The sequence below is a fragment of the Microbispora sp. NPDC049633 genome (genome assembly GCF_040675265.1).
In the GTDB taxonomy this organism is placed as follows: Bacteria; Actinomycetota; Actinomycetes; order Streptosporangiales; family Streptosporangiaceae; genus Microbispora; species Microbispora maris.
Genome location: NZ_JBFAOO010000004.1, coordinates 47,993 through 66,267 on the forward strand (window position 1 = coordinate 47,993; position 18,275 = coordinate 66,267).

Genomic DNA, 18,275 nt, shown 5'->3' on the forward strand with positions numbered 1-18,275 from the left:
CCAAAGTGATTGCGTTTTGCTACTACCTAGCTTACGCTCATCCTCAGTGATTGCAATCCGCAACCACTGATCGGAACCAGGAGATCAGCCATGTCTCGCGTCAGAGTGCACAACTTCGCCGTCTCCCTCGACGGCTTCGCCACCGGCGAGGGCCAGACGCTCGATGAGCCGTTCGGCCACGCCGGCGAGCGGCTCCACGAGTGGTTCTTCGAGACCCGGACCTTCCGCGCCATGCAGGGGAAGACCGGCGGCGGCACCGGGGTCGACGACGCCGTCACCCGTACGTGGGACGCGGGCATCGGCGCGGAGATCATGGGCCGCAACAAGTTCGGGCCCCAGCGCGGCCCGTGGGAGGACCACGAGTGGACCGGATGGTGGGGACCGAACCCGCCGTTCCACACGCCGGTCTTCGTCCTGACCCATCACCCCCGGCCCTCGGTGGAGATGGAGGGCGGCACCACGTTCCACTTCGTCGACGCCACCCCGGAGGAGGCGTTGCGGCAGGCGCGCGAGGCCGCCGGCGGCCTGGACGTGCGGATCGGCGGCGGACCGAGCACCGTCCGCCAGTTCCTGGCCGCGGACCTGGTCGACCACATGCACATCGCCGTCGTCCCGATCATCCTGGGCCGCGGCGAGCGGCTGTGGGACGGTCTCGAAGGACTCGAGAAGCGTTTCCGGATCGAGTCGGTCACCACCCCCAGCGGCATCACCCACATGACCTTCACACGACGGTAGCTCCCTGAAAGGCTGACGGACATGACCGAGAACATCACCTCGAAGGACGGCACGACCCTCGCCGTCGACACGATCGGTCAGGGCGCGCCGGTCGTCCTCGTCGGCGGTGCCTTCAACGACCGTTCGACCGTGGCCGGGCTCGGCGCCGAACTCGCCTCGGCGTTCACCGTCGTGACCTACGACCGGCGCGGCCGGGTGGGCAGCGACGACAGGAGCGAGGACTACTCGGTCGCCAACGAGGTCGACGACCTGGCGGCCGTCATCGAGCACGCCGGCGGCCGGGCCTCGGTGTTCGGCCACTCCTCCGGGGCGATCCTCGTGCTGGAGGGGGCCATGCGCGGGCTGCCGGTCGACCGGGTGGCCGTCTACGAGCCGCCGTACTGCGCCGGCGAGGACCAGCCGAGGCCGCCGGCCGACCTGTACGACCGGCTCAAGGCCCGGGTGGCCGCCGGGGACCGCGACGGCGCGGCCGAGTTGTTCCTCGTCGAGGCGGTCGGCGTCCCGGCCGGGATGGTCGCGGGCATGAAGGCCGGGCCGGAGTGGGCGTTCCTGGCCGATAAGGCGCCCAGCCTGCCGTACGACCTGCTGGTCAGCACCCCGTGGCAGGTCATGCCGTACGAGCGGCTCGCCGGGGTCGGCGTGCCGGTGCTGGCGGTCTACGGCGACCAGACCGCGCCGAACCTCGCGGAGGGGACGAAGGCCGTCGCGGCGACCGTGCCCGGCGCCGAGCTGACGGTGATGCCCGGAGAGGACCACGGGGTGCTGCAGCGGCCGGCCGCGCTGGCGCAGATCCTGACGAAGTTCTTCGGCTGAGGTATCTTGCCCCAGCCGGACGGCGGAAATTGTCGGAGCGGGCGGATACCTTCGAGACGGCATGCGAATCGACGGCGCGACCACTGAGCCCGCCACCGGGCTGATCGGCAGGGAGCATCCTGCCGCGATGCTGCGTGCCGAGATCACCCGGGCGGTCGGCAGCCACGGCGGCCTGATGCTGGTCGCCGGTGAGGCCGGGATCGGCAAGACCACGCTCGTCACCAGCGCGGCGGAGGAGGCCAGGCGCCTGGGCGCGCTGGTCCTCGGCGGATCGTGCTGGGACTCCGACAACGCCCCGGGCTACTGGCCCTGGGTCCAGGTCCTGCGGGGGATGCGGCGGTGCGCCGCGCCGCAGGAGTGGGCGGCGGCCGAGGAGGCCGGCGGCGCCGGCCTCGCCGCGCTGCTCGGCGAGGCGCCCGGCGGCGACGCGGCCGAGGGCTTCCGGCTGTACGACGCGGTGACGAGCGCGCTGGTCGCGGTGTCGCAGAGCCGTCCCCTGGTGGTCGTGCTGGAAGACCTGCACTGGGCGGACACCGCGTCGCTCAGGCTGCTGGAGTTCGCGGCGCAGCACACCTGGTTCGAGCGGGTGCTGCTGGTGGGGACCTACCGGGACGTGGAGGTGGAGGCGGCCGACCACCCGCTGCGGCCCCTCGTGCTGCCGCTGGCGGCGCGGGCGACCACGGTGACCCTGACCGGCCTCGAACGCGACGAGGTCGGCGCGCTGATGACCCGCGCGGCCGGCCGCGACCCCTCCGCCGACCTCGTGGCCGAGGTGCACCGGCGCACCGGCGGCAATCCGTTCTTCGTGGAGCAGACGGCGCGCCTGTGGCGCAGCGGCGGTTCCGTCACCACGATCGCCCCCGGTGTCCGCGACACGCTGCTGCGGCGGCTGTCCCTGCTGCCCGCGCCGGTCGTGGACCTTCTCGTCACCGCCGCGGTGCTCGGCCGCGAGTTCCATCGCCAGGTGCTGGCCGCCGTCGCCGCGGCTCCCGTGCTCCACGTCGAACGGCTGCTCGACCAGGCGGTGGCCGCCCGGCTCGTCGTGGCGAAGGAGGCGGGGGGCGGGGAGGTCTTCGCGTTCGCGCACGACCTGGTCCGTCAGACGCTCTACGAGTCCCTCGACGAGAAGGCGGCCTCCCGCCGGCACGCCGCGGTAGTCCACGCCGTCGACCGATCCGCCGGCCTCGCCGAGCATGTGCTCCCCGCCGACATGGCCCGGCACGTCTACCTCGCCGGTGACCACGTCGAGCCGCCTCTCGCGGTGGACCGGCTGCTGTCCGCGGCCCGTGACGCCGCCGCTCGCCTGGCCACCGAGGAGGCGCTCGGGCACTACCGCAGATCGCTCGAACGTGCCGCCGTCGCCGGCGACCCGCGCCGCCACGTCGTGATCGCGATCGAGTTCGGCCGTGAGCTCTACAGCTGGAACGACCACGACGGCGGCCGGCGTGCCTTCGAGGAGGCGGCGGCCGTCGCACGGGAGAGCGCCGATTCCGAGCTGATCGCCCGGGTGGCGCTGTCCGTCTACGCGGCCTGCGGCGGCGAGATCGGCCCGCTGGGCGCCGACCTGCTGCGGGAGGCGCACGACGAACTGGTCCGCGACGGGCGGCCCCCCGACGGCGGGCTCTCCCTCGACCGCCTCGCGCGGGACCTGGCCATCCACGTCGCGGTGCTCGCCCGGAGAGGCGACGACGACGAGGCGCTGGCCTTCAGTCTGTGGGCCTACCACGACACCATCTGGGGGCCGGGCACCGCACCGGAGAGGGCGGCGCTCACCGGGGAGCTGCTGACCCTGGCCCACCGCACGGGCGACGCGGAGATGGAGAGCATCGCCGCCGCGCTGCGCTGGGTGGCGCTGCTCGAACAGGGCGACCCCGCCTATCTCGCGCAGTTCCGCGAGTTCGTCGCGCTCGGCGGCCGCACCGAACTGCCCCGCATCGACATCGCCACGGTCAGCGACCGCAGCATCATCGCCGCCCTCATGGGCGACTTCGACGAGGCGGAGAGCCTGCTCGACGAGATCGCCGGGCACGAGCACGGGCACGGGCACTTCGCGTACATGCTGGATCACCACCGCTGGGCGGTGCGCATGCTCCAGGGCCGCCACGACGACCTCGACGAGATCCACCGCGCGCTGCGCCGGAGCCCGCACCCCTGTCCCGGCCTGCTGGAGGCCATGACCGCGCTGCACAGGGGAGACGGCGGCGCCGCGCTGCGCCACCTGCGCGACACCATGGCCGGGGGCGAGCCGCGGCGTTCGATACAGCCCCTGTGGCTGCGGTTCCAGGCCATGGTCGCCGCCTGGTCGCGCGACCCCGAGCTGTGCGAGAGAGCCAGGACCGCGATCGAGCCGTACGTCGGCGGCTGGGCGGTCTCGATGTACGGCTGGGACATCGGCGGGCCGGTGATCCTCCTGCGCGCACTCGTCGACGCGGCGCAGGAGCGCTGGGACGACGCGGTCGACGGTTTCACCGCCGCCTGGCACTCCGCCGACCTGCTCCTCGCCCGCCCGTGGTCCGTCGAGGCGCGGGCACATCTCGGTGAGGCGCTGCTGCGGCGGGGCGGCCCGGGCGACGCGGAGGAGGCCGGGAAACTGCTGGACGACGTGGAGGGCGAAGCGGCACAGCTCGGCATGCGGCACGTCGTGGAGCGCGTCCGGCTGGCTCGCCTGCGGGAACGCGCCGCCGTGCGTGGCCCCACGGCGCTGCCGAAGGCGGCCGAGTTCCGGCGGGACGGCGCGGTCTGGACGCTGGGCTTCGGCGGCCACACCGTCCACCTGCCCGACGCCAAGGGGCTGCGCGACCTGCACTGCCTGCTGAACCATCCCGGGGCCGACCTGCCCGCCGTACGGCTGCTCGACCCCGAGGGCGGGGAGCTCGTCGTCGCCGCCCGGGCGATGGGCGGCGACGCGGTCCTCGACGAGGAGGCCAAGGCGCGCTACCGGCGCAGACTCGCCCTGCTGGACGAGGAGATCGACCGGGCGGCCGAGCGGGGAGACGACGACAGGGCGGCCGAGTTCGACCGGGAGCGGGCGGCCCTGCTGGCCGAGCTGCGCTCCGCCTCGGGGCTCGGCGGGCGCGACCGCCGCCTCGGTGACGAGGCCGAGCGCGCCCGTAAGGCCGTCACCGCCCGGATTCGTGACGTGCTGCGCAAGCTCGATCGGCTGCACCCCGCGCTGGCCGCCCATCTGCGTGCGGCCGTCTCCACCGGCGCCACCTGTCGCTATCGGCCCGAGCACGACATCACCTGGCGCCTGTGACGCGCATCGCTCAGCCGACGCTGTAGAACGCCGGGTATCCGGCGCAACCGGCGGTGTCCAGCCGCCTGGCCGACGAGATCTTGTCATTGAACTTCCACTGCGACGAGCTGAGGTTGGGCACCGTTTCGCCGGGACGGATGCAGTAGTGGCGATCGCGATACTGCTTGTCGTCGTACACGACCCAGGCCATCCAGTCGTTGTTGGTCAGGGAGCTCGTCTTGTCGCTGAAGGAGCCGAGGTCGGGGCTGGAGGTCGGCATGTACACCCGGTCGTAGGCGTCGTTCGACACGACCGTGTACATGACCCTGACCCCGCCCTCGTACCCCGCGTCGTCGTGCAGGACCAGGGTGTGCCACTGTTCGTCCACCGCGTGCGCGGGGGTCGCGGCCGCGGAGACGCCCAGCATCGCCATGGCCGACACGACGGTCGCCAGCCCGAGCCGCACGCTGATTCCAGACATGTTTCCCTCCAAGGGGGATCGTTCGGATGTCTGGAAGGAGCGTGCCGATCAGTGCTTGGCGGCTGCTTGTGCCGGCCTTGGCGTCTACTGGTGCGGCCCGCGGGCAGGACCGGCTCACTACTTGCGGTTGTAGAGGCGCATGGTCAGCGCGCCGAAGACCACGATCGAGGCCGCGCCGCAGGCCAGCACCCAGGTGATCTCCCCGGTGTCCGGGCTGCCCGCCATCAGCGAACGCGTCGCGCTGACCAGGTGGGAGATGGGGTTGACGCCGACGAACGCCTGCAGCCAGCCCGGCATGGTCTGCGGGTCCACGTAGACGTTGCTGAGGAAGGTGAGCGGGAACAGCACCAGCATGCTGATGCCCATCACCGACTTCTCGCTGCGCAGCAGCAGCCCGAACATCGTCCAGATCCACGAGAACGCGAACGAGAAGGCCACCAGCAGCGCGATCGCGGCCACCACGCCGGTGACGCCGCCCTGCGGGCGGAAGCCCAGCACCAGGCCGACCACGAGGATGACCGTCGCCGCCATCGTGTAGCGGAGCGCGTCGCCGAGCAGGTAGCCGACCATGGTGGACGGCCGCCAGATCGGCAGCGTACGGAAGCGGTCGAAGACGCCCTTCTCGATGTCCTTGTTGACCTCGACCCCGGTGTACATCGTGATCATCACGACGCTCGTCACCATGATGCCCGGCAGCAGGAACTGCAGGTATTCCGTCGGCGATCCCGCCAGCGCGCCGCCGAACAGGTAGGTGAACATCAACGTCATCATGATCGGGAACGCGGTGACGTCGAAGAGCTGCTCGGGCACGTGCTTGATCTTCAGCATCGCCCGCCAGCCGAACGTCAGCGAGGCCGACAGCGCGCTGGGACGAGGCGGACGCGCGCCTGGGGCCAGGACCGCGCCCAGCGTCTCGGCCGCGGGGACGAAGGACGTGCCGCTCTCGGTGGTCGTGGTGCTCATGCCGCCTCCTCCTGCGCGTTCTGGTCGGTCGCCGGGTGGTTGGTGAGTGCGAGGAAGACCTCGTCGAGGCTGGGCTGGCCGAGGGAGAAGTCGTCGACGACGATGCCGGACGCGGCCAGCGCCGCGAGGGCGCGCGAGGCCCGCTCCGCTCCGGCGTCCGCGTCCTCGCCCGGGATGCGGGTGGTCAGGGCCACGGGATCGGCTTCGAGGTGAACGGGCGCGTTCAGCTCCCTGGCCAGCACGCGCTCCGCCTCCGGCCGCTGCGCGGCGTCCCGCAGCCGCACGTGCACCGACCCCGAGCCGACCGACGACTTGAGCTCGCCCGGGGTGCCCTCGGCGATGACCTTGCCGTGGTCGATGACCGCGATCCGGCCGGCCAGCCGGTCGGCCTCGTCCAGATACTGCGTGGTGAGCAGCACGGTCGTGCCGTGGGCGACCACGATCCGCACGATGTCCCAGACCTGGTTGCGGCTGCGCGGGTCGAGCCCGGTCGTGGGCTCGTCCAGGAACAGCAGGTCGGGGGTGTTGAGGATGCTGGCCGCGATGTCCAGCCTCCTGCGCATGCCGCCCGAGTAGGTCTTGACCTGCCGCCCGGCGGCCTCGGTCAGCCCGAAGGCCTCCAGCAGCGCCATGGCCCTGTCCTTGGCGGCGGGCTTCTTGTGGCCCAGCAGCCTGCCGAGCAGGACCAGGTTCTCCATCCCGGTCATCTCCTCGTCCACCGAGGCGTACTGGCCCGTCAGGCTCACCCGGGTGCGTACGGCGTCGGGCTCGCGCAGCACGTCGTGGCCGAACACCCTGGCCTCGCCGCCGTCCGGGCGCAGCAGGGTCGCCAGCATCTTGACCGCGGTGGTCTTCCCCGCTCCGTTGGGGCCGAGCACGCCGTAGACCGTGCCCGCGGGCACGATGAGATCGAGCCCGTCCACCGCACGGTTCTCGCCGAATATCTTGACCAGGCCCGATGTCTCTATCGCCAGGTCCGTCGTCCGGTCCCGCATGATCTGTGTCTCCTTCTGTCTGTTCACCCGACAGGCGCCAGATCGACGGGCAGGGCCCGCTAGATCGGATCTAGCGGGCCCTGCGGGAGCGGTCCGTCAGGCGGGACGGCAGGAGACCGTGGGCCAGGTCCGGTTGCCGTGATGCTTGATCGTCACGCCCCAGCTGTCACCGTGGCCGTCCGGCCGGGCGGTCATGACGTTCGTGACGGGGTTCCACCTGGCGCTGACGTTCCAGGTCGCGACGACCCTCGCGGGGCGGGGCACGGTCATGGTCACGATCCAGTCGTCCGAACCCGTGACGGTGACGCCGAGGTCGTACCGATCTGGCCACTTCGCGCCCGCCGAGAGGGTCGCGGTGCAGCTTCCCCCGGAGGACGGCGACGGGCTGGGGCTGGGCGAGGTGCCGGGAACGGCGGCGTTGAGGGCGTTCAGCACCGCCGTGTACGCCGGCTTCTTGCCGCCGTCGCCGTCGAACAGCAGCGGGGTGTCGTTGCTGCGCCAGGAGTCGGGGTCCCGGACGCCCCACACGGTGACGCCGGTGCATCGGGGGACGCTCAGGCAGTCGGTGAACACGCCGGCGTACGTCGCGGGCGGGGCGCCCTGGATGTCCAGCTCGGTGATCTGGACGTCGACGCCGAGGGCGGCGAAGTTCCGCAGCGTGGCGCGGAAGTCGGCGGGGTAGGGGTTGCCGCTGTTGAAGTGCGCCTGGATGCCGACGCAGTCGATGGGCACGCCGCGGGACCTGAAGTCCTTGACCATGGTGTAGACGGCCTGCGTCTTGGCCGAGGTCCAGTTCTCGATGTTGTAGTCGTTGTAGCAGAGCTTGGCGGCCGGGTCGGCGGCCCGCGCGGCGCGGAAGGCGTGCTCGATCCAGTCGTCGCCGGTGCGCTGGAAGTTCGAGTTGCGCCGGACTCCGGTGCCGTCGGCGAAGGCCTCGTTGACCACGTCCCAGGCGTAGATCTTGCCCTTGTAGTGGGCCATCACCCCGTTGATGTGGTCGATCATCGCCTGGCGCAGCGCGCTGCCGGACAGGTTCTGCAACCACTGCGGCTGCCCCGCGTGCCAGAGCAGGGTGTGGCCGCGCACCTGTTTGCCGTTCTGCACCGCCCAGTCGAAGACGCGGTCACCCGGGCCGAAGGTGAACACGCCCTGCCGGGGTTCGGTGGCGTCGAGCTTCATCTCGTTCTCGGGCGTCACCATGGTGAACTCGCGGCCGGCGATCTCGGTGTACATCGGGTCGCCGAGCTTGCTCGTGTTGATCGCGGTGCCGAAGTAGCGCCCGGTTTGGGCCGCCGCCGCGCCCAGCGTGCCGGCGGCGGCGTCCGCCCGGGGGATCTCGGCCACCGCGAGGCCCGTCGACAGCGCCGCGACGGCGCCGAGCACGAGCGTACGGCGGACGACTCGGCTCCCGGCGAGGAGACGGCCGATCATCGGCCTCCTCCGGGGGAGGGCCGACCCGCGGGTTGTGCCGTGACCTTGAGGCGTTCCAAGGCGTCCGTCCTTCCTCCTGAGGATCCTGACCATGAATGTTTCGATATTTCACCGAAACTTTGCGGCTCGACAAGACACGCTCGTACGCGGCTGCTCCGCCGAAGGCGAGACCACGGGTAGCGCGACGGGGACGGGTCCGGGTCGGGAAACTTTCAGAGCACCGTGACATCTGTCGTGGCCGGGTCGTGACAGACGGCGCAGGCCCGCGGCGGGACGGCGGCGGAGGCTTGCCGCATGGACATTCACGAGGGCGCCCCCGCCCTGTCCGTGGCGGGGCTGCGCAAGACGTACGGCGAGACCCGCGCGGTCGACGGGATCGACCTGGTCGTCGGCCGGGGCGAGGTGGTGGCCCTGCTCGGCCCCAACGGCGCGGGCAAGTCCACCACGATCGACATGGTCGTCGGGCTCGCCCGCCCGGACGCCGGGGAGATCGCCGTGTTCGGCGTGACTCCCCGCGAGGCGGTGCGGGAAGGCCTGGTGGGCGTGCTGCCGCAGGAGGGCGCGCTGCTCGACGACGTGACCGTGGGGGAGACCGTGGCGCTCATCGCGTCCCTCCACAGCACCCCCGTGCCGGTGGAGGAGGCGCTGCGCCGGGCCGGGGTGTCCGGCCTCGCCGCCCGGAGGGCCGCGCGGCTGTCCGGCGGCCAGAAACAGCGCGTCCGGTTCGCCATGGCGCTGGTGCCCGATCCGGACCTGCTGGTGCTCGACGAGCCGACGGCGGCCCTCGATGTCACGGCCCGGCGCGAGTTCTGGCAGTCGATGCACGCCTTCACCGAGACCGGCCGCACCGTGCTGTTCTCCACGCACTACCTGGAGGAGGCCGAGGCGTACGCGGACCGGGTCGTGCTGATGCACGCGGGCCGCGTCGTGGCCGACGGCCCGGTGTCCGCGGTCATGGCCGAGGTGTCCGGCCGTACGGTGACCGCGACCGTGCCCGGCGCCCGCGCCGAGGACCTGGGCGCGCTCCCCGGCGTGACGGCGGCGCACGTCCGCGAGGACAGGGCCGAACTGCACTGCGCCGACTCCGACCTGGCCCTGCGGGAACTGCTGGCCCGCTATCCGGCCACGCGCGACGTCGAGGTGGGCGCGCTGGGCCTGGAGGACGCGTTCCTCCGCCTCACCGAAGCCGTGGAGGTCGTCAGATGACCGGGTATCTCGCGTTCGAGATCAGGCGCACGCTGCGCGACGCCAAGTTCCTGCTGTTCGCGGTCGCCCTGCCGGTGGGGCTGTATCTGCTGATGGCCGACCGCTTCGCCGACATGGGCCTGCCCGCGCCGTACGTCATGGGCAGCATCGCGGCGTTCGGGGCGGTGAAGACGGCGCTCGACGTCGGCGCCCGCACGGCGGTGGAGCGCGGCATCGGCTGGCAGCGCCAGTTGCGGCTGACCCCGCTCAGCGGCCTCGGCTATCTGCTGGCCAAGGCGTCGGTGGCGATGGTCGTGGCGCTGCCGCCGGTGGCCGGGGTGTCGCTGGTGGCGGCGCTCGTCAGCGGGGTGCGCCTGCCGGCCGGCGGGTGGGCGCTCGCCGTGCTCGGTGTGTGGGCGGGTGCGGTGCCCTTCGCTCTGCTCGGCCTGCTGGTCGGCCAGTTCGCCACCGCCCAGAACCTGCAGGCGTACCAGGGGGCGGTCGTGCTGCTGCTCAGCTTCGTCGGCGGGCTGTTCATCCCGGTGAGCACGTTCCCGCCGCTGCTCGCGTCGGTGGCCAAGGCCTTGCCGAGCTACTGGCTCGCGCAGGTCGGGCACGCCGCCGCCCTCGGCGGCGACGGATGGCGGGCCGCCCTGATCCTGACCCTGTACGCGCTGGTGCTGGGCACGGTTGTGGCCGTCAGGTATCGCCTCGACACCGCGCGGGCCTAGGGTGACCGACGTGGGCGATCAGGGCGTCTGGGGGCCTTCCGCCTGGCCGGTGTGGAACCCGGCCCGGGCGGGCTCGCGCACGGCCCGCGTACGCGCCGTGGTGGTGCTGTCGGCCTTCCTCCTGTGGCCGCTCTCGGAGATGCTGAGCGCGGACGGCGGCCGGCCGGACGCGGTGGCCGGAGCCGTCATGCCGCTGTACGCGGCGGGCTGGCTCATCGCCATGATCACCGGACCCCGCCTGCCGCCCTGGCGGCGGATCCTGCTGGTCGGAGCCCTTCTCGCGCTGGCGGGCGCGGCCGCACTGACGCAGAACGGCCCGGCCTACCTGGGTCACGCCGGCGTCTTCAGCTTCGCGCTCGCGGTGGCGGCCTGGCTGTTCCCGGCGCTGTGGGCCGTGCTCCTCGGGCTGGGTCTCGGGGTGGCCCAGGCGCTCGTGCAGTGGGCGGCGCCCGGCCCGATCCACTGGGGTCTCGTGGGCGGGCTCGTCCCGGCCGTCGTGATCCCGGTGTCCGTGACGCTGCTGATCCGGCTCGTCGTCCAGCTCGGCCAGGCCCGCGAGGAGATCGAGGCGCTGGCGGCGGCGGCCGAGCGCGACCGGCTGGCCAGAGACCTCCACGACGTGCTCGGGCACAGCCTCACCACGATCACCGTCAAGAGCGGCCTGGCCCGCCGGGTGCTGGAGAGCGGCGGCGACCCGGAACGCGCGCTGGCCGAGTTGCGCGACGTCGAGCGGCTGTCGCGGCAGGCGCACGGCGAGGTGCGCCTGACCGTGTCCGGCCGCCGACGGCCTTCGCTCGCCGCCGAGCTCGCGGGGGCCCGCGCCGCACTGCGGGCCGCCGGGATCACCGCCGTCCTGCCGCCGTCCGCCGGCCACGTCCCGGCCGAGCTCGCCGAGCCCTTCGCGTACGTCCTGAGAGAGGGGGTCACCAACGTGATCCGGCACAGCGGCGCGACCCGATGCGAGGTGCTGCTCGGGGACTCCTGGATGGAGGTGCGCGACGACGGCCCCGGGCGACAGGCGGCGCCACCGGGCAACGGCCTTTCGGGACTGGCCGAGCGGCTGCGCGCGGTCGGCGGGCGGATCGAGGCGGGCCCGCTTCCCTCGGGTGGCTTCCGGCTCCGGGCGAGCCGCCTGTGATCAGGGTCCTGCTCGCGGACGACCAGGCGCTCGTACGCGGTGCGCTGGCGGCGATGCTCGCGCTGGAGCCCGACATCGAGGTGGTGGCCCAGGTCGGCACGGGCGAGGAGGTCGTCGAGGCGGCGCGGCGCAGCCGGCCGGACGTCGCGCTGGTGGACGTGCAGATGCCGGGCAAGGACGGCCTGGAGGTCACCGCCGACCTGCGCGCCGCGCTGCCGTCCTGCCGGGTGGTGATCTGCACGACCTTCGGGCGGCCCGGCTATTTCGCCCGTGCGATGGAGAACGGCGCCTCGGGCTTCGTCGTGAAGGACGCGCCGCCCGAGCACCTGGTCGACACGGTGCGGCGGGTCCACGCGGGACTGCGCGTGGTCGATCCCGCCCTGGCCGCCGAGTCGCTCGCCAGCGGGGCGAGCCCGCTGACCGCGCGGGAGCGCGACGTCCTGCGCGCGGCCCGGCAGGGCGGCACGGTGGCGGAGATCGCCCGGAGCCTGCACCTGTCCGCCGGGACCGTGCGCAACCATCTGTCGGCGGCCATCGGAAAAACGGGGGCGAGCACCCGCGCGGAGGCCGCCCTGATCGCCGACGAGCAGGGCTGGCTCTAGCAGCTCACAGTGGGTACGACCAGGAGGCGGCCCGGCGGCGGTCCTCCTGGAAACGGGTGATCGTCAGGACGACCGCGACGGCCAGGGCGGCCGTGCCGACGGTCAGGACGTTGCCGACGATGTCGAAAACCGCGGCGTCCCGGATTTCCGGCAACTCCTCGGCATCGGCGTACCTGCGGCTCACCAGCCGGGTCACGATGGTCGTGAGCACCCACGCCAGCCACCAGGCCCAGACAAGGCCGGAACGGCGTGCGGTCGCGAAATTGCCGCTCTCCTGCGTCGCGCCGGGCTTGGAAGACGTCCAAATGTCGTCGACGATTTGCTTCGGGAACCAGAGGTTGACGATCGGCACGACCCACCCGAAGATCAGCCAGGGTGTCGCGCGCCGGTGCGGCCACGGGCTGAGCGTCTCGGCGTTCGCCCTGGCCCGGAACAGCCAGACCAGGAACATGACGGCGGTGGCGACGTAGACGACGGTCTCCACCAGCCCGGACACGGCGTAGAGCACGTCATTGGTCTCGAGATCGCTGATCGGGACGGAGTTCGTGTCGGCCAGGAAGCTGTCGACGAGCACGGCCCGCTGCGCGTCGATGGCGGAGGCGATCAGGCACACCACGGAGTCGGCGGCGAGCAGCGCGACGGCCGCCGTCCCCAGACCCCGGACGGGCTGCAGGGGGGCGGGTGGTGGTGTGGGGTACACAAAAGACTCCTCACAATAGGCCGACAGGTCATCATCCGATAGGGCGCGGAACTCGATTGCGCGTGTTTCTCACCCGGGATGATTCTGTGATCACGTCGGAATCGGCTAATTCGGAATATCGCTCTGGTGCGCCGCCCGGCGGCCACCTGCGGGAAAAGCGAATGACCGGCGAGCGGCGCGAGGGCAAGAATGCGTTTCATGTCTCAGGCGAAACTGCGCACCGACCGCATCGAGCTCGTTCCGCTGTCCGACGAGCACCTCGAACACGAAATCGAGCTGGACGCCGACCCCGAGGTCATGCGTTACCTCGCCGGCCGAGCGCGTACCCGTGAGGAGGTCGAGGTGTTCCATCGCCGGCGGCTCGCCGCCGCGGAGCGCGTGCCGGGGCTCGGCTTCTGGGCCGGTTTCGTGGACGGGCGGTTCGTCGGCTGGTGGATCCTGGAGCCGCCCGCGCGTGCCGACCAGGGCCCGGTCGAGGGACAGGCCGAGCTCGGCTACCGGCTCCTGCGGCGCTACTGGCGCCAGGGCCTGGCCAGCGAGGGCGCGCGCGAGCTCCTCCGCCACGGATTCGAAGACCTCGGGCTGACCCGCGTCTTCGCCGAAACCATGGCGGTCAACACCGCCTCCCGCGCGACGATGACCGCGATCGGCATGCGGTACGTCCGTACGTTCCACGCGGACTGGGAAGAGCCGCTTCCCGGCAGCGACCTCGGCGAGGTCGAGTACGCGATCACCCGCGAGCAGTGGCTCGCCTCCCGTTAGGTTGACGGCATGGAGGCAGAGGTCGGCGGCGTGGCGGTGCATTACGCCGAGCACGGAAGCGGGCTCCCCGTGGTGGCGGTGCACGGCGCGGGCGTCGACCACCGCGAGATGGCCGGCGCGCTGGAGCCGGTATTCCGCGACCGGCCCGGGTATCGGCGCGTCTATCCGGACCTGCCCGGAATGGGACGCACTCCGGTGCCGGACTGGTTGCGCGGCTCCGACGACGTCCTCGACCTCCTGCTCGGCCTGGTCGACGCCGTCGTGGGCGATGAGGAGTTCGCGATCGCCGGCCACTCCTTCGGCGGGTACCTCGCCGCGGCCGTCGCCGACCGCCGTCCGTCGCAGGTCGCGGGGCTGGCGCTGATCTGCCCTCTCGGCGAGGAGGCGCGTGACGTGCCCGCACACGCGGTGCTGCACGCCTCGGCCGACGTGGCCGACGCGCTGGACCCGGCCGAGCAGGGCCAGTTCCTGGACTACTTCGTGGTGCAGACGCCCGCCACCGTGGAGCGGTTCCGGGAGTACGTGGCTCCGGCCCTGCCCCTCGTCGACCGGGACGGCCTCGGGCGGATGCTCGACCGATGGCGCCTGAGCGGCGTTCCCGGGGGCGCGGCGCCGTACACGGGCCCGACGCTGATCCTCGCCGGGCGCCAGGACTCCACGGTGGGGTACGCCGGCCCGTGGGAGCTGGTGGAGCGGTATCCGCGCGCCACGTACGCCGTCCTGGACCGCGCCGGCCACGCGCTGCCGCACGAGCAGCCCGCTCTGTTCACCGCGCTCGTCACCGAATGGCTCGACCGAGTGGACGAGCGGGGTCACGGTGGTCAGCTCAAGGATTGAGCGGGTAAGGGCGGGTAAGGATCGCTGCGCAGCCTGCTGTACATCCAGCCGTCGCGCCACTGACCGGCGCGGAACTCCACCGCGCGTAAGACGCCCTCGAACGTGAATCCGGCCTTCTCCAGCGACTTCTGTTCCGCGGCGTTCTCCGGATGGGTGACCGCCTGGATGCGCTCGACCGGGGTGTGGGTGAACAGGTAGTCGCACAGCATCGCCTGGGCGCGCCAGCCGATGCCGCGGCCACGCCAGTCCGGAAGCAGGGCGATCCCTATCTCCCAGTATCGGGAGACCCCGAACCCCCGCGCCGACCAGCTCATCAAGCCCGCGGCCATGCCATCGGCCTCGACGATGAGCCTGCTGTCGTCCTCGCCCAGGAAGCCGTCCTTGGCGTAGCGCCGCGCCGGGGCCTGGGCGTCGCGGAACCCCGCCCAGTCGAGGCCGATCAATCCCGGCTCCGTGACGAATCGCCGGAACATGACGAGGTCGTCCTCTGTCACCGGCCGCAGCCGTACCTCACGTGCGCTCACCGTGCCGCCTCCCGTCGATGCTCTTCGACACTAGCGCGAAGATCATCATCCGGTGACGGCGCGGAGGGAGCCGGGGTGGCGGCCGGTGAGGCGGTCCAGCCTGGCGGCGGTGACGTCGTCCGCGGGGAGATAGGCGATCAGGAGCTGGCTGTCGTCGCCGGACAGGCCGAGGGTCTCGTAGGACAGCCGTAGCTCGCCCACGTCCGGATGCGCCAGCCGTTCGAGGCCGGTACGCCGGGACGGGCCGGGCGGGGACGTCAGCCGGTCGGTGAAGGGGGCGCCGACGGCGAGGGTGAGTTCGTCGACGAGATGCGCGATGTGCGGGTCCTCGCGGGAGACGCCCAGTTTCAGGCCGGCGAGCCGCTCGTCGGCGACGCGGTCCCACTCCGGATAGGCGGCTCTGGCCCGGGGATCGGCGAAGACGTAGCGCACCAGGTTGGCCGGCCGGCGGTCCAGCAACCCGATGGGGCCGATGAGCCGCTCGTAGCCGTCCGTGTGGGCGAGCACGTCACCGAGCCGGTTGACCACCACCGCGGGGGAGGGTTCGAGCCGGTCGAGCAGCGCCCGGATGGTGGGACGGACGGACTGCGTGGGCGGTCCCTGGCACGGGCCGACGAGCCGGCCGGCGCCGTCGGCCGCCTTGAAGTGGTGGAGCAGATGGAGGCGGTCGTCGGCGGACAGGCGCAACGCGTCGGCGAGGGCGGCGAGCACGGGCACGGAGGGGTGACGGTCACGCCCCTGCTCCAGCCGGGTGAGGTATTCGACGCTGATCCCGGCGAGCGTGGCCAGTTCGGAACGGCGTAGGCCGGGGGTGCGGCGCCGTCCGCCGCCGGGCAGCCCGACCTCGGCGGGGGTGACGGCCTCGCGGCGGGCCCGGAGGAACTCGCCCAGGGTGTTGTCGCTCACGCCTCGCAGGCTACCGAGTGGCCTCGTTCCCGATCGTGGCCCTGCGGGGGCCAGTCTCGGCCCGGTCTCCCTCCGGCGGTCCCCGTCGCCGGATCCTCGGTCCTGTTCACGGTTTCACTGACTAGAGGAGTCGACATGGATCTGGGACTCACCGGCCGTACGGTCATCGTGACGGGGGCCTCCGGCGGCATCGGCCGCGAGATCGCCCGCGGGTTCGCCGCCGAAGGGGCAGACGTGGTGCTCACCTATCACCAGGCCCAGGCGGGCGCGGAGCTGCTCGCCAAGGAGATCGGCAGACGCACGCTCGTCGCGCCGTACGCGCTGGACGACGAAGGCTCGGCCTACGGCCTGGTCGAGACCGTGCTGGAGTGGTCCGGCCGGATCGACGTGCTGGTCAACAACGCCGTGCACTGGGGCGCCGCCGAGCCGGAGCCGAATCTCCCCTTCGAGGCCGTGCCGGACGAGAGGTGGCAGAAGGTGATCCGGGCCAACGTCGAGGGCGCGCTGCGGCTCAGCCGGGCGGTCGTGCCGTCCATGCGGGAGCGTGGATGGGGCCGGTTGGTGCACATCTCGTCGAGCGTCGCGGTCGACGGCATGCCCGGTGGGGAGTACTACGGCGCGGCCAAGGCGGCGCTGCACGGTTTCAGCAGGTCCGCCGCGTTCGGGCTCGGGAAGGACGGAGACATCCTGTCCAACGTCGTCATGCCCGGCTTCACCAGGACCGAGACCAACGTCGAGATGGCCGAGCGATTCGGCGGGCACTACAGCGCGCTGGCACCGATCGGCCGCCTGCTCGACGCCGCCGAGGTCGCCAACGCCGTCGTCTACCTGGGCTCGGCCGCCAACACCGGCATCACCGGACAGGCGATCAAAGTGACCGGCGGAGCCTGACCGCGAGCTTGAGCGGACTCGGAGCCCTTCGATTCGCTGCGCGCCGGCCTTGAGGATCTGAGCTACGCGAGCAGGCGGACGAGGCCGTCCTCCAGGTAGGCGGTCCGGCCGGCGTCCGCCGCCGAGATCGCCGCGTTCATCCTCCGTGCCAAGCCGGGCGGCAGGAACGTGTCGAGGTCCGGGGGAGGAACGAACGCATGGTCGTCGAGCTCCACGGGCGGCAGGCGGACCGCCGCGATCTGGGAGGTGGTGAGCACGCCTGCGTCGAAGACGAACATCAGCCCGGCGTCCCACGGCGGTGCCGGTGGCACCCAGTCGACGCATGCCAGCTGAACCACCGGAGGCGCGATGCCCAGCTCCTCCTGCAACTCACGGAGCACGGCACTGACGGGAGACTCCCCGGCCTCGACGATCCCGCCGGGGATCTCCCACCCGTCCTTGTAGACCGGGTGCACGAGCAGCACCCGCCCCTCGTTGTCTCGAAGCAATGCGCCTGCCCCGGCGCGCAGGCGCGGTACGGAGGCGACGTAGGCCAGGAATGACGCAGAGTCGCTCATGACGCTCCGGCACTATGAGGGCTCACCGAACCGTGACCGCGATGGTGGGCCTGCTGGACGCTCTCAATCCAGGGATGCGCCCTCAGATACTCGACCGCGTCTTCGTTCGTGGCGAGCCACTGGTCGCAGGCGCCCCACTCCTTGCGGTCCGTGCCCGCGTCGGAGAGGGCGACATAGGCGACGGCCGGGCGGTCACAGGAGCTCTTGCCATGCGCACTGCACTTGCCATTGGCGCCGTCCGTGGACGGGTTCCGGAACAGACGTGCGTCCCACCGCTGGATGTCGATGATTTCGATGTCATTCGCGGCATGCCGCTCAGTCTGATCATTTCGACGATGCCGAGCAAGGGGTCCCTCATGAATCAGGACACGGGGCAGCGGTAGGCGGCGTGGCGGTTGGGGGAGCAGCAGACCACGCCACAGGTGAGGAACCGGCCGCCGGTCAGCCAGATGCCCCACTGCACGTCCACGCCGTTGTGGAGCGCTTCGCGGGCGGTCTCCAGCCGGAAGTCGAGCCCGATCCGTGCCTCGTCGGCCGGGCGGAGGAAGGCGCTCTGCGTTGTCCGGTAGTGCTCGGCCAGCCAGGCGAGCGCGTCGTCGAGCGCGGCCGGAGAGGCGTCGATCCGGCGGGCCGGTTTCAGCAGCCAGTCGCACGTCCGCATCGGCGGCAGCGGGGAAGCGGTGAACGGGCCGGGGTCGGCGGGCGGCAGCGGCGGCCGTCGCTCGGCCTCGTTGCGCAGGTCTGCCCCGATCCCACTCCACAGGTAGCAGTGCAGGTGCATGACGCTCC

Annotated in this window: 19 protein-coding genes; 10 read left to right on the plus strand and 9 right to left on the minus strand. The window is 72.0% G+C overall.

What is annotated here, in order from left to right:
• Positions 1–90 precede the first annotated feature (90 nt).
• The 3 genes from AB0J39_RS02350 to AB0J39_RS02360 all read left to right on the plus strand — a co-directional run bounded on the left by AB0J39_RS02350 (position 91) and on the right by AB0J39_RS02360 (position 4,804).
• Positions 91–735: a dihydrofolate reductase family protein gene (locus AB0J39_RS02350; protein ID WP_363460948.1), complete on the plus strand. Its 645-nt coding sequence runs from the start codon at positions 91–93 to the stop codon at positions 733–735.
• Positions 736–756: 21 nt separating this feature from the next.
• Positions 757–1,548, plus strand: coding sequence for an alpha/beta hydrolase (locus AB0J39_RS02355; protein ID WP_363460950.1), 792 nt, complete (start codon positions 757–759; stop codon positions 1,546–1,548).
• Between the two features lie 61 nt (positions 1,549–1,609).
• Positions 1,610–4,804: an AAA family ATPase gene (locus tag AB0J39_RS02360; RefSeq protein WP_363460952.1), complete on the plus strand. Its 3,195-nt coding sequence runs from the start codon at positions 1,610–1,612 to the stop codon at positions 4,802–4,804.
• Positions 4,805–4,814: 10 nt separating this feature from the next.
• On the opposite strand, the gene AB0J39_RS02365 is transcribed toward AB0J39_RS02360, so the two are convergent.
• The 4 genes from AB0J39_RS02365 to AB0J39_RS02380 all read right to left on the minus strand — a co-directional run bounded on the left by AB0J39_RS02365 (position 4,815) and on the right by AB0J39_RS02380 (position 8,653).
• The gene (locus tag AB0J39_RS02365; RefSeq protein WP_363460954.1) at positions 4,815–5,264 is read right to left on the minus strand and encodes a hypothetical protein; all 450 of its coding nucleotides are present in this window, start codon (positions 5,262–5,264) and stop codon (positions 4,815–4,817) included.
• A gap of 117 nt (positions 5,265–5,381) precedes the next feature.
• On the minus strand, positions 5,382–6,227 hold the full coding sequence (locus tag AB0J39_RS02370; protein ID WP_363460956.1) for an ABC transporter permease: 846 nt from the start codon (positions 6,225–6,227) through the stop codon (positions 5,382–5,384).
• The gene (locus AB0J39_RS02375) at positions 6,224–7,222 is read right to left on the minus strand and encodes an ATP-binding cassette domain-containing protein (RefSeq protein ID WP_363460958.1); all 999 of its coding nucleotides are present in this window, start codon (positions 7,220–7,222) and stop codon (positions 6,224–6,226) included. The genes AB0J39_RS02370 and AB0J39_RS02375 overlap by 4 nt, the downstream gene beginning before the upstream one ends.
• Before the next feature lie 96 nt (positions 7,223–7,318).
• Entirely contained in the window at positions 7,319–8,653 is a 1,335-nt protein-coding gene (locus tag AB0J39_RS02380; protein ID WP_363460960.1) for an endo-1,4-beta-xylanase, read from the minus strand.
• A 294-nt stretch (positions 8,654–8,947) separates the two neighbouring features.
• On the opposite strand from AB0J39_RS02380, the gene AB0J39_RS02385 reads away from it, so the two are divergent.
• The 4 genes from AB0J39_RS02385 to AB0J39_RS02400 are packed head-to-tail and all read left to right on the plus strand — an operon-like array spanning position 8,948 to position 12,309.
• Positions 8,948–9,859, plus strand: coding sequence for an ABC transporter ATP-binding protein (locus AB0J39_RS02385; RefSeq protein WP_363460962.1), 912 nt, complete (start codon positions 8,948–8,950; stop codon positions 9,857–9,859).
• Complete coding sequence (locus AB0J39_RS02390; RefSeq protein ID WP_363460964.1) at positions 9,856–10,569, plus strand: ABC transporter permease; 714 nt, start codon at positions 9,856–9,858, stop codon at positions 10,567–10,569. The genes AB0J39_RS02385 and AB0J39_RS02390 overlap by 4 nt, the downstream gene beginning before the upstream one ends.
• Before the next feature lie 10 nt (positions 10,570–10,579).
• Positions 10,580–11,707: a histidine kinase gene (locus AB0J39_RS02395; protein WP_363460966.1), complete on the plus strand. Its 1,128-nt coding sequence runs from the start codon at positions 10,580–10,582 to the stop codon at positions 11,705–11,707.
• Entirely contained in the window at positions 11,704–12,309 is a 606-nt protein-coding gene (locus AB0J39_RS02400) for a response regulator transcription factor (protein ID WP_363460968.1), read from the plus strand. The genes AB0J39_RS02395 and AB0J39_RS02400 overlap by 4 nt, the downstream gene beginning before the upstream one ends.
• 4 nt (positions 12,310–12,313) lie before the next feature.
• Here AB0J39_RS02400 and AB0J39_RS02405 read toward each other — a convergent pair whose 3' ends face one another.
• Positions 12,314–13,009, minus strand: a complete 696-nt coding sequence (locus AB0J39_RS02405; protein WP_363460970.1) for a DUF4328 domain-containing protein — start codon at positions 13,007–13,009, stop codon at positions 12,314–12,316.
• 198 nt (positions 13,010–13,207) lie between these two features.
• Here AB0J39_RS02405 and AB0J39_RS02410 point away from each other — a divergent pair, with 198 nt between their 5' ends.
• Positions 13,208–13,771 (plus strand): GNAT family N-acetyltransferase, encoded by a 564-nt coding sequence (locus AB0J39_RS02410; RefSeq protein ID WP_363460972.1) that lies wholly within the window; start codon positions 13,208–13,210, stop codon positions 13,769–13,771.
• Positions 13,772–13,780: 9 nt separating this feature from the next.
• The gene (locus AB0J39_RS02415; RefSeq protein WP_363460974.1) at positions 13,781–14,608 is read left to right on the plus strand and encodes an alpha/beta hydrolase; all 828 of its coding nucleotides are present in this window, start codon (positions 13,781–13,783) and stop codon (positions 14,606–14,608) included.
• Here the strand turns inward: AB0J39_RS02415 and AB0J39_RS02420 are convergent.
• Positions 14,593–15,132 (minus strand): GNAT family protein, encoded by a 540-nt coding sequence (locus AB0J39_RS02420; RefSeq protein WP_363460976.1) that lies wholly within the window; start codon positions 15,130–15,132, stop codon positions 14,593–14,595. The genes AB0J39_RS02415 and AB0J39_RS02420 overlap by 16 nt on opposite strands.
• Positions 15,133–15,177: 45 nt before the next feature.
• Positions 15,178–16,038 carry a helix-turn-helix transcriptional regulator gene (locus AB0J39_RS02425; protein WP_363460978.1) on the minus strand — a complete coding sequence of 287 codons (861 nt, stop codon included), beginning with the start codon at positions 16,036–16,038 and terminating at the stop codon, positions 15,178–15,180.
• 135 nt (positions 16,039–16,173) lie between these two features.
• Here AB0J39_RS02425 and AB0J39_RS02430 point away from each other — a divergent pair, with 135 nt between their 5' ends.
• Positions 16,174–16,929 carry an SDR family NAD(P)-dependent oxidoreductase gene (locus AB0J39_RS02430; protein WP_363460980.1) on the plus strand — a complete coding sequence of 252 codons (756 nt, stop codon included), beginning with the start codon at positions 16,174–16,176 and terminating at the stop codon, positions 16,927–16,929.
• Between the two features lie 62 nt (positions 16,930–16,991).
• Here AB0J39_RS02430 and AB0J39_RS02435 read toward each other — a convergent pair whose 3' ends face one another.
• A complete protein-coding gene (locus AB0J39_RS02435; protein WP_363460982.1) occupies positions 16,992–17,486 on the minus strand; it encodes an NUDIX hydrolase in 495 nt (164 codons plus the stop codon).
• A gap of 361 nt (positions 17,487–17,847) precedes the next feature.
• Entirely contained in the window at positions 17,848–18,267 is a 420-nt protein-coding gene (locus AB0J39_RS02440; RefSeq protein WP_363460984.1) for a hypothetical protein, read from the minus strand.
• Positions 18,268–18,275 lie beyond the last annotated feature (8 nt).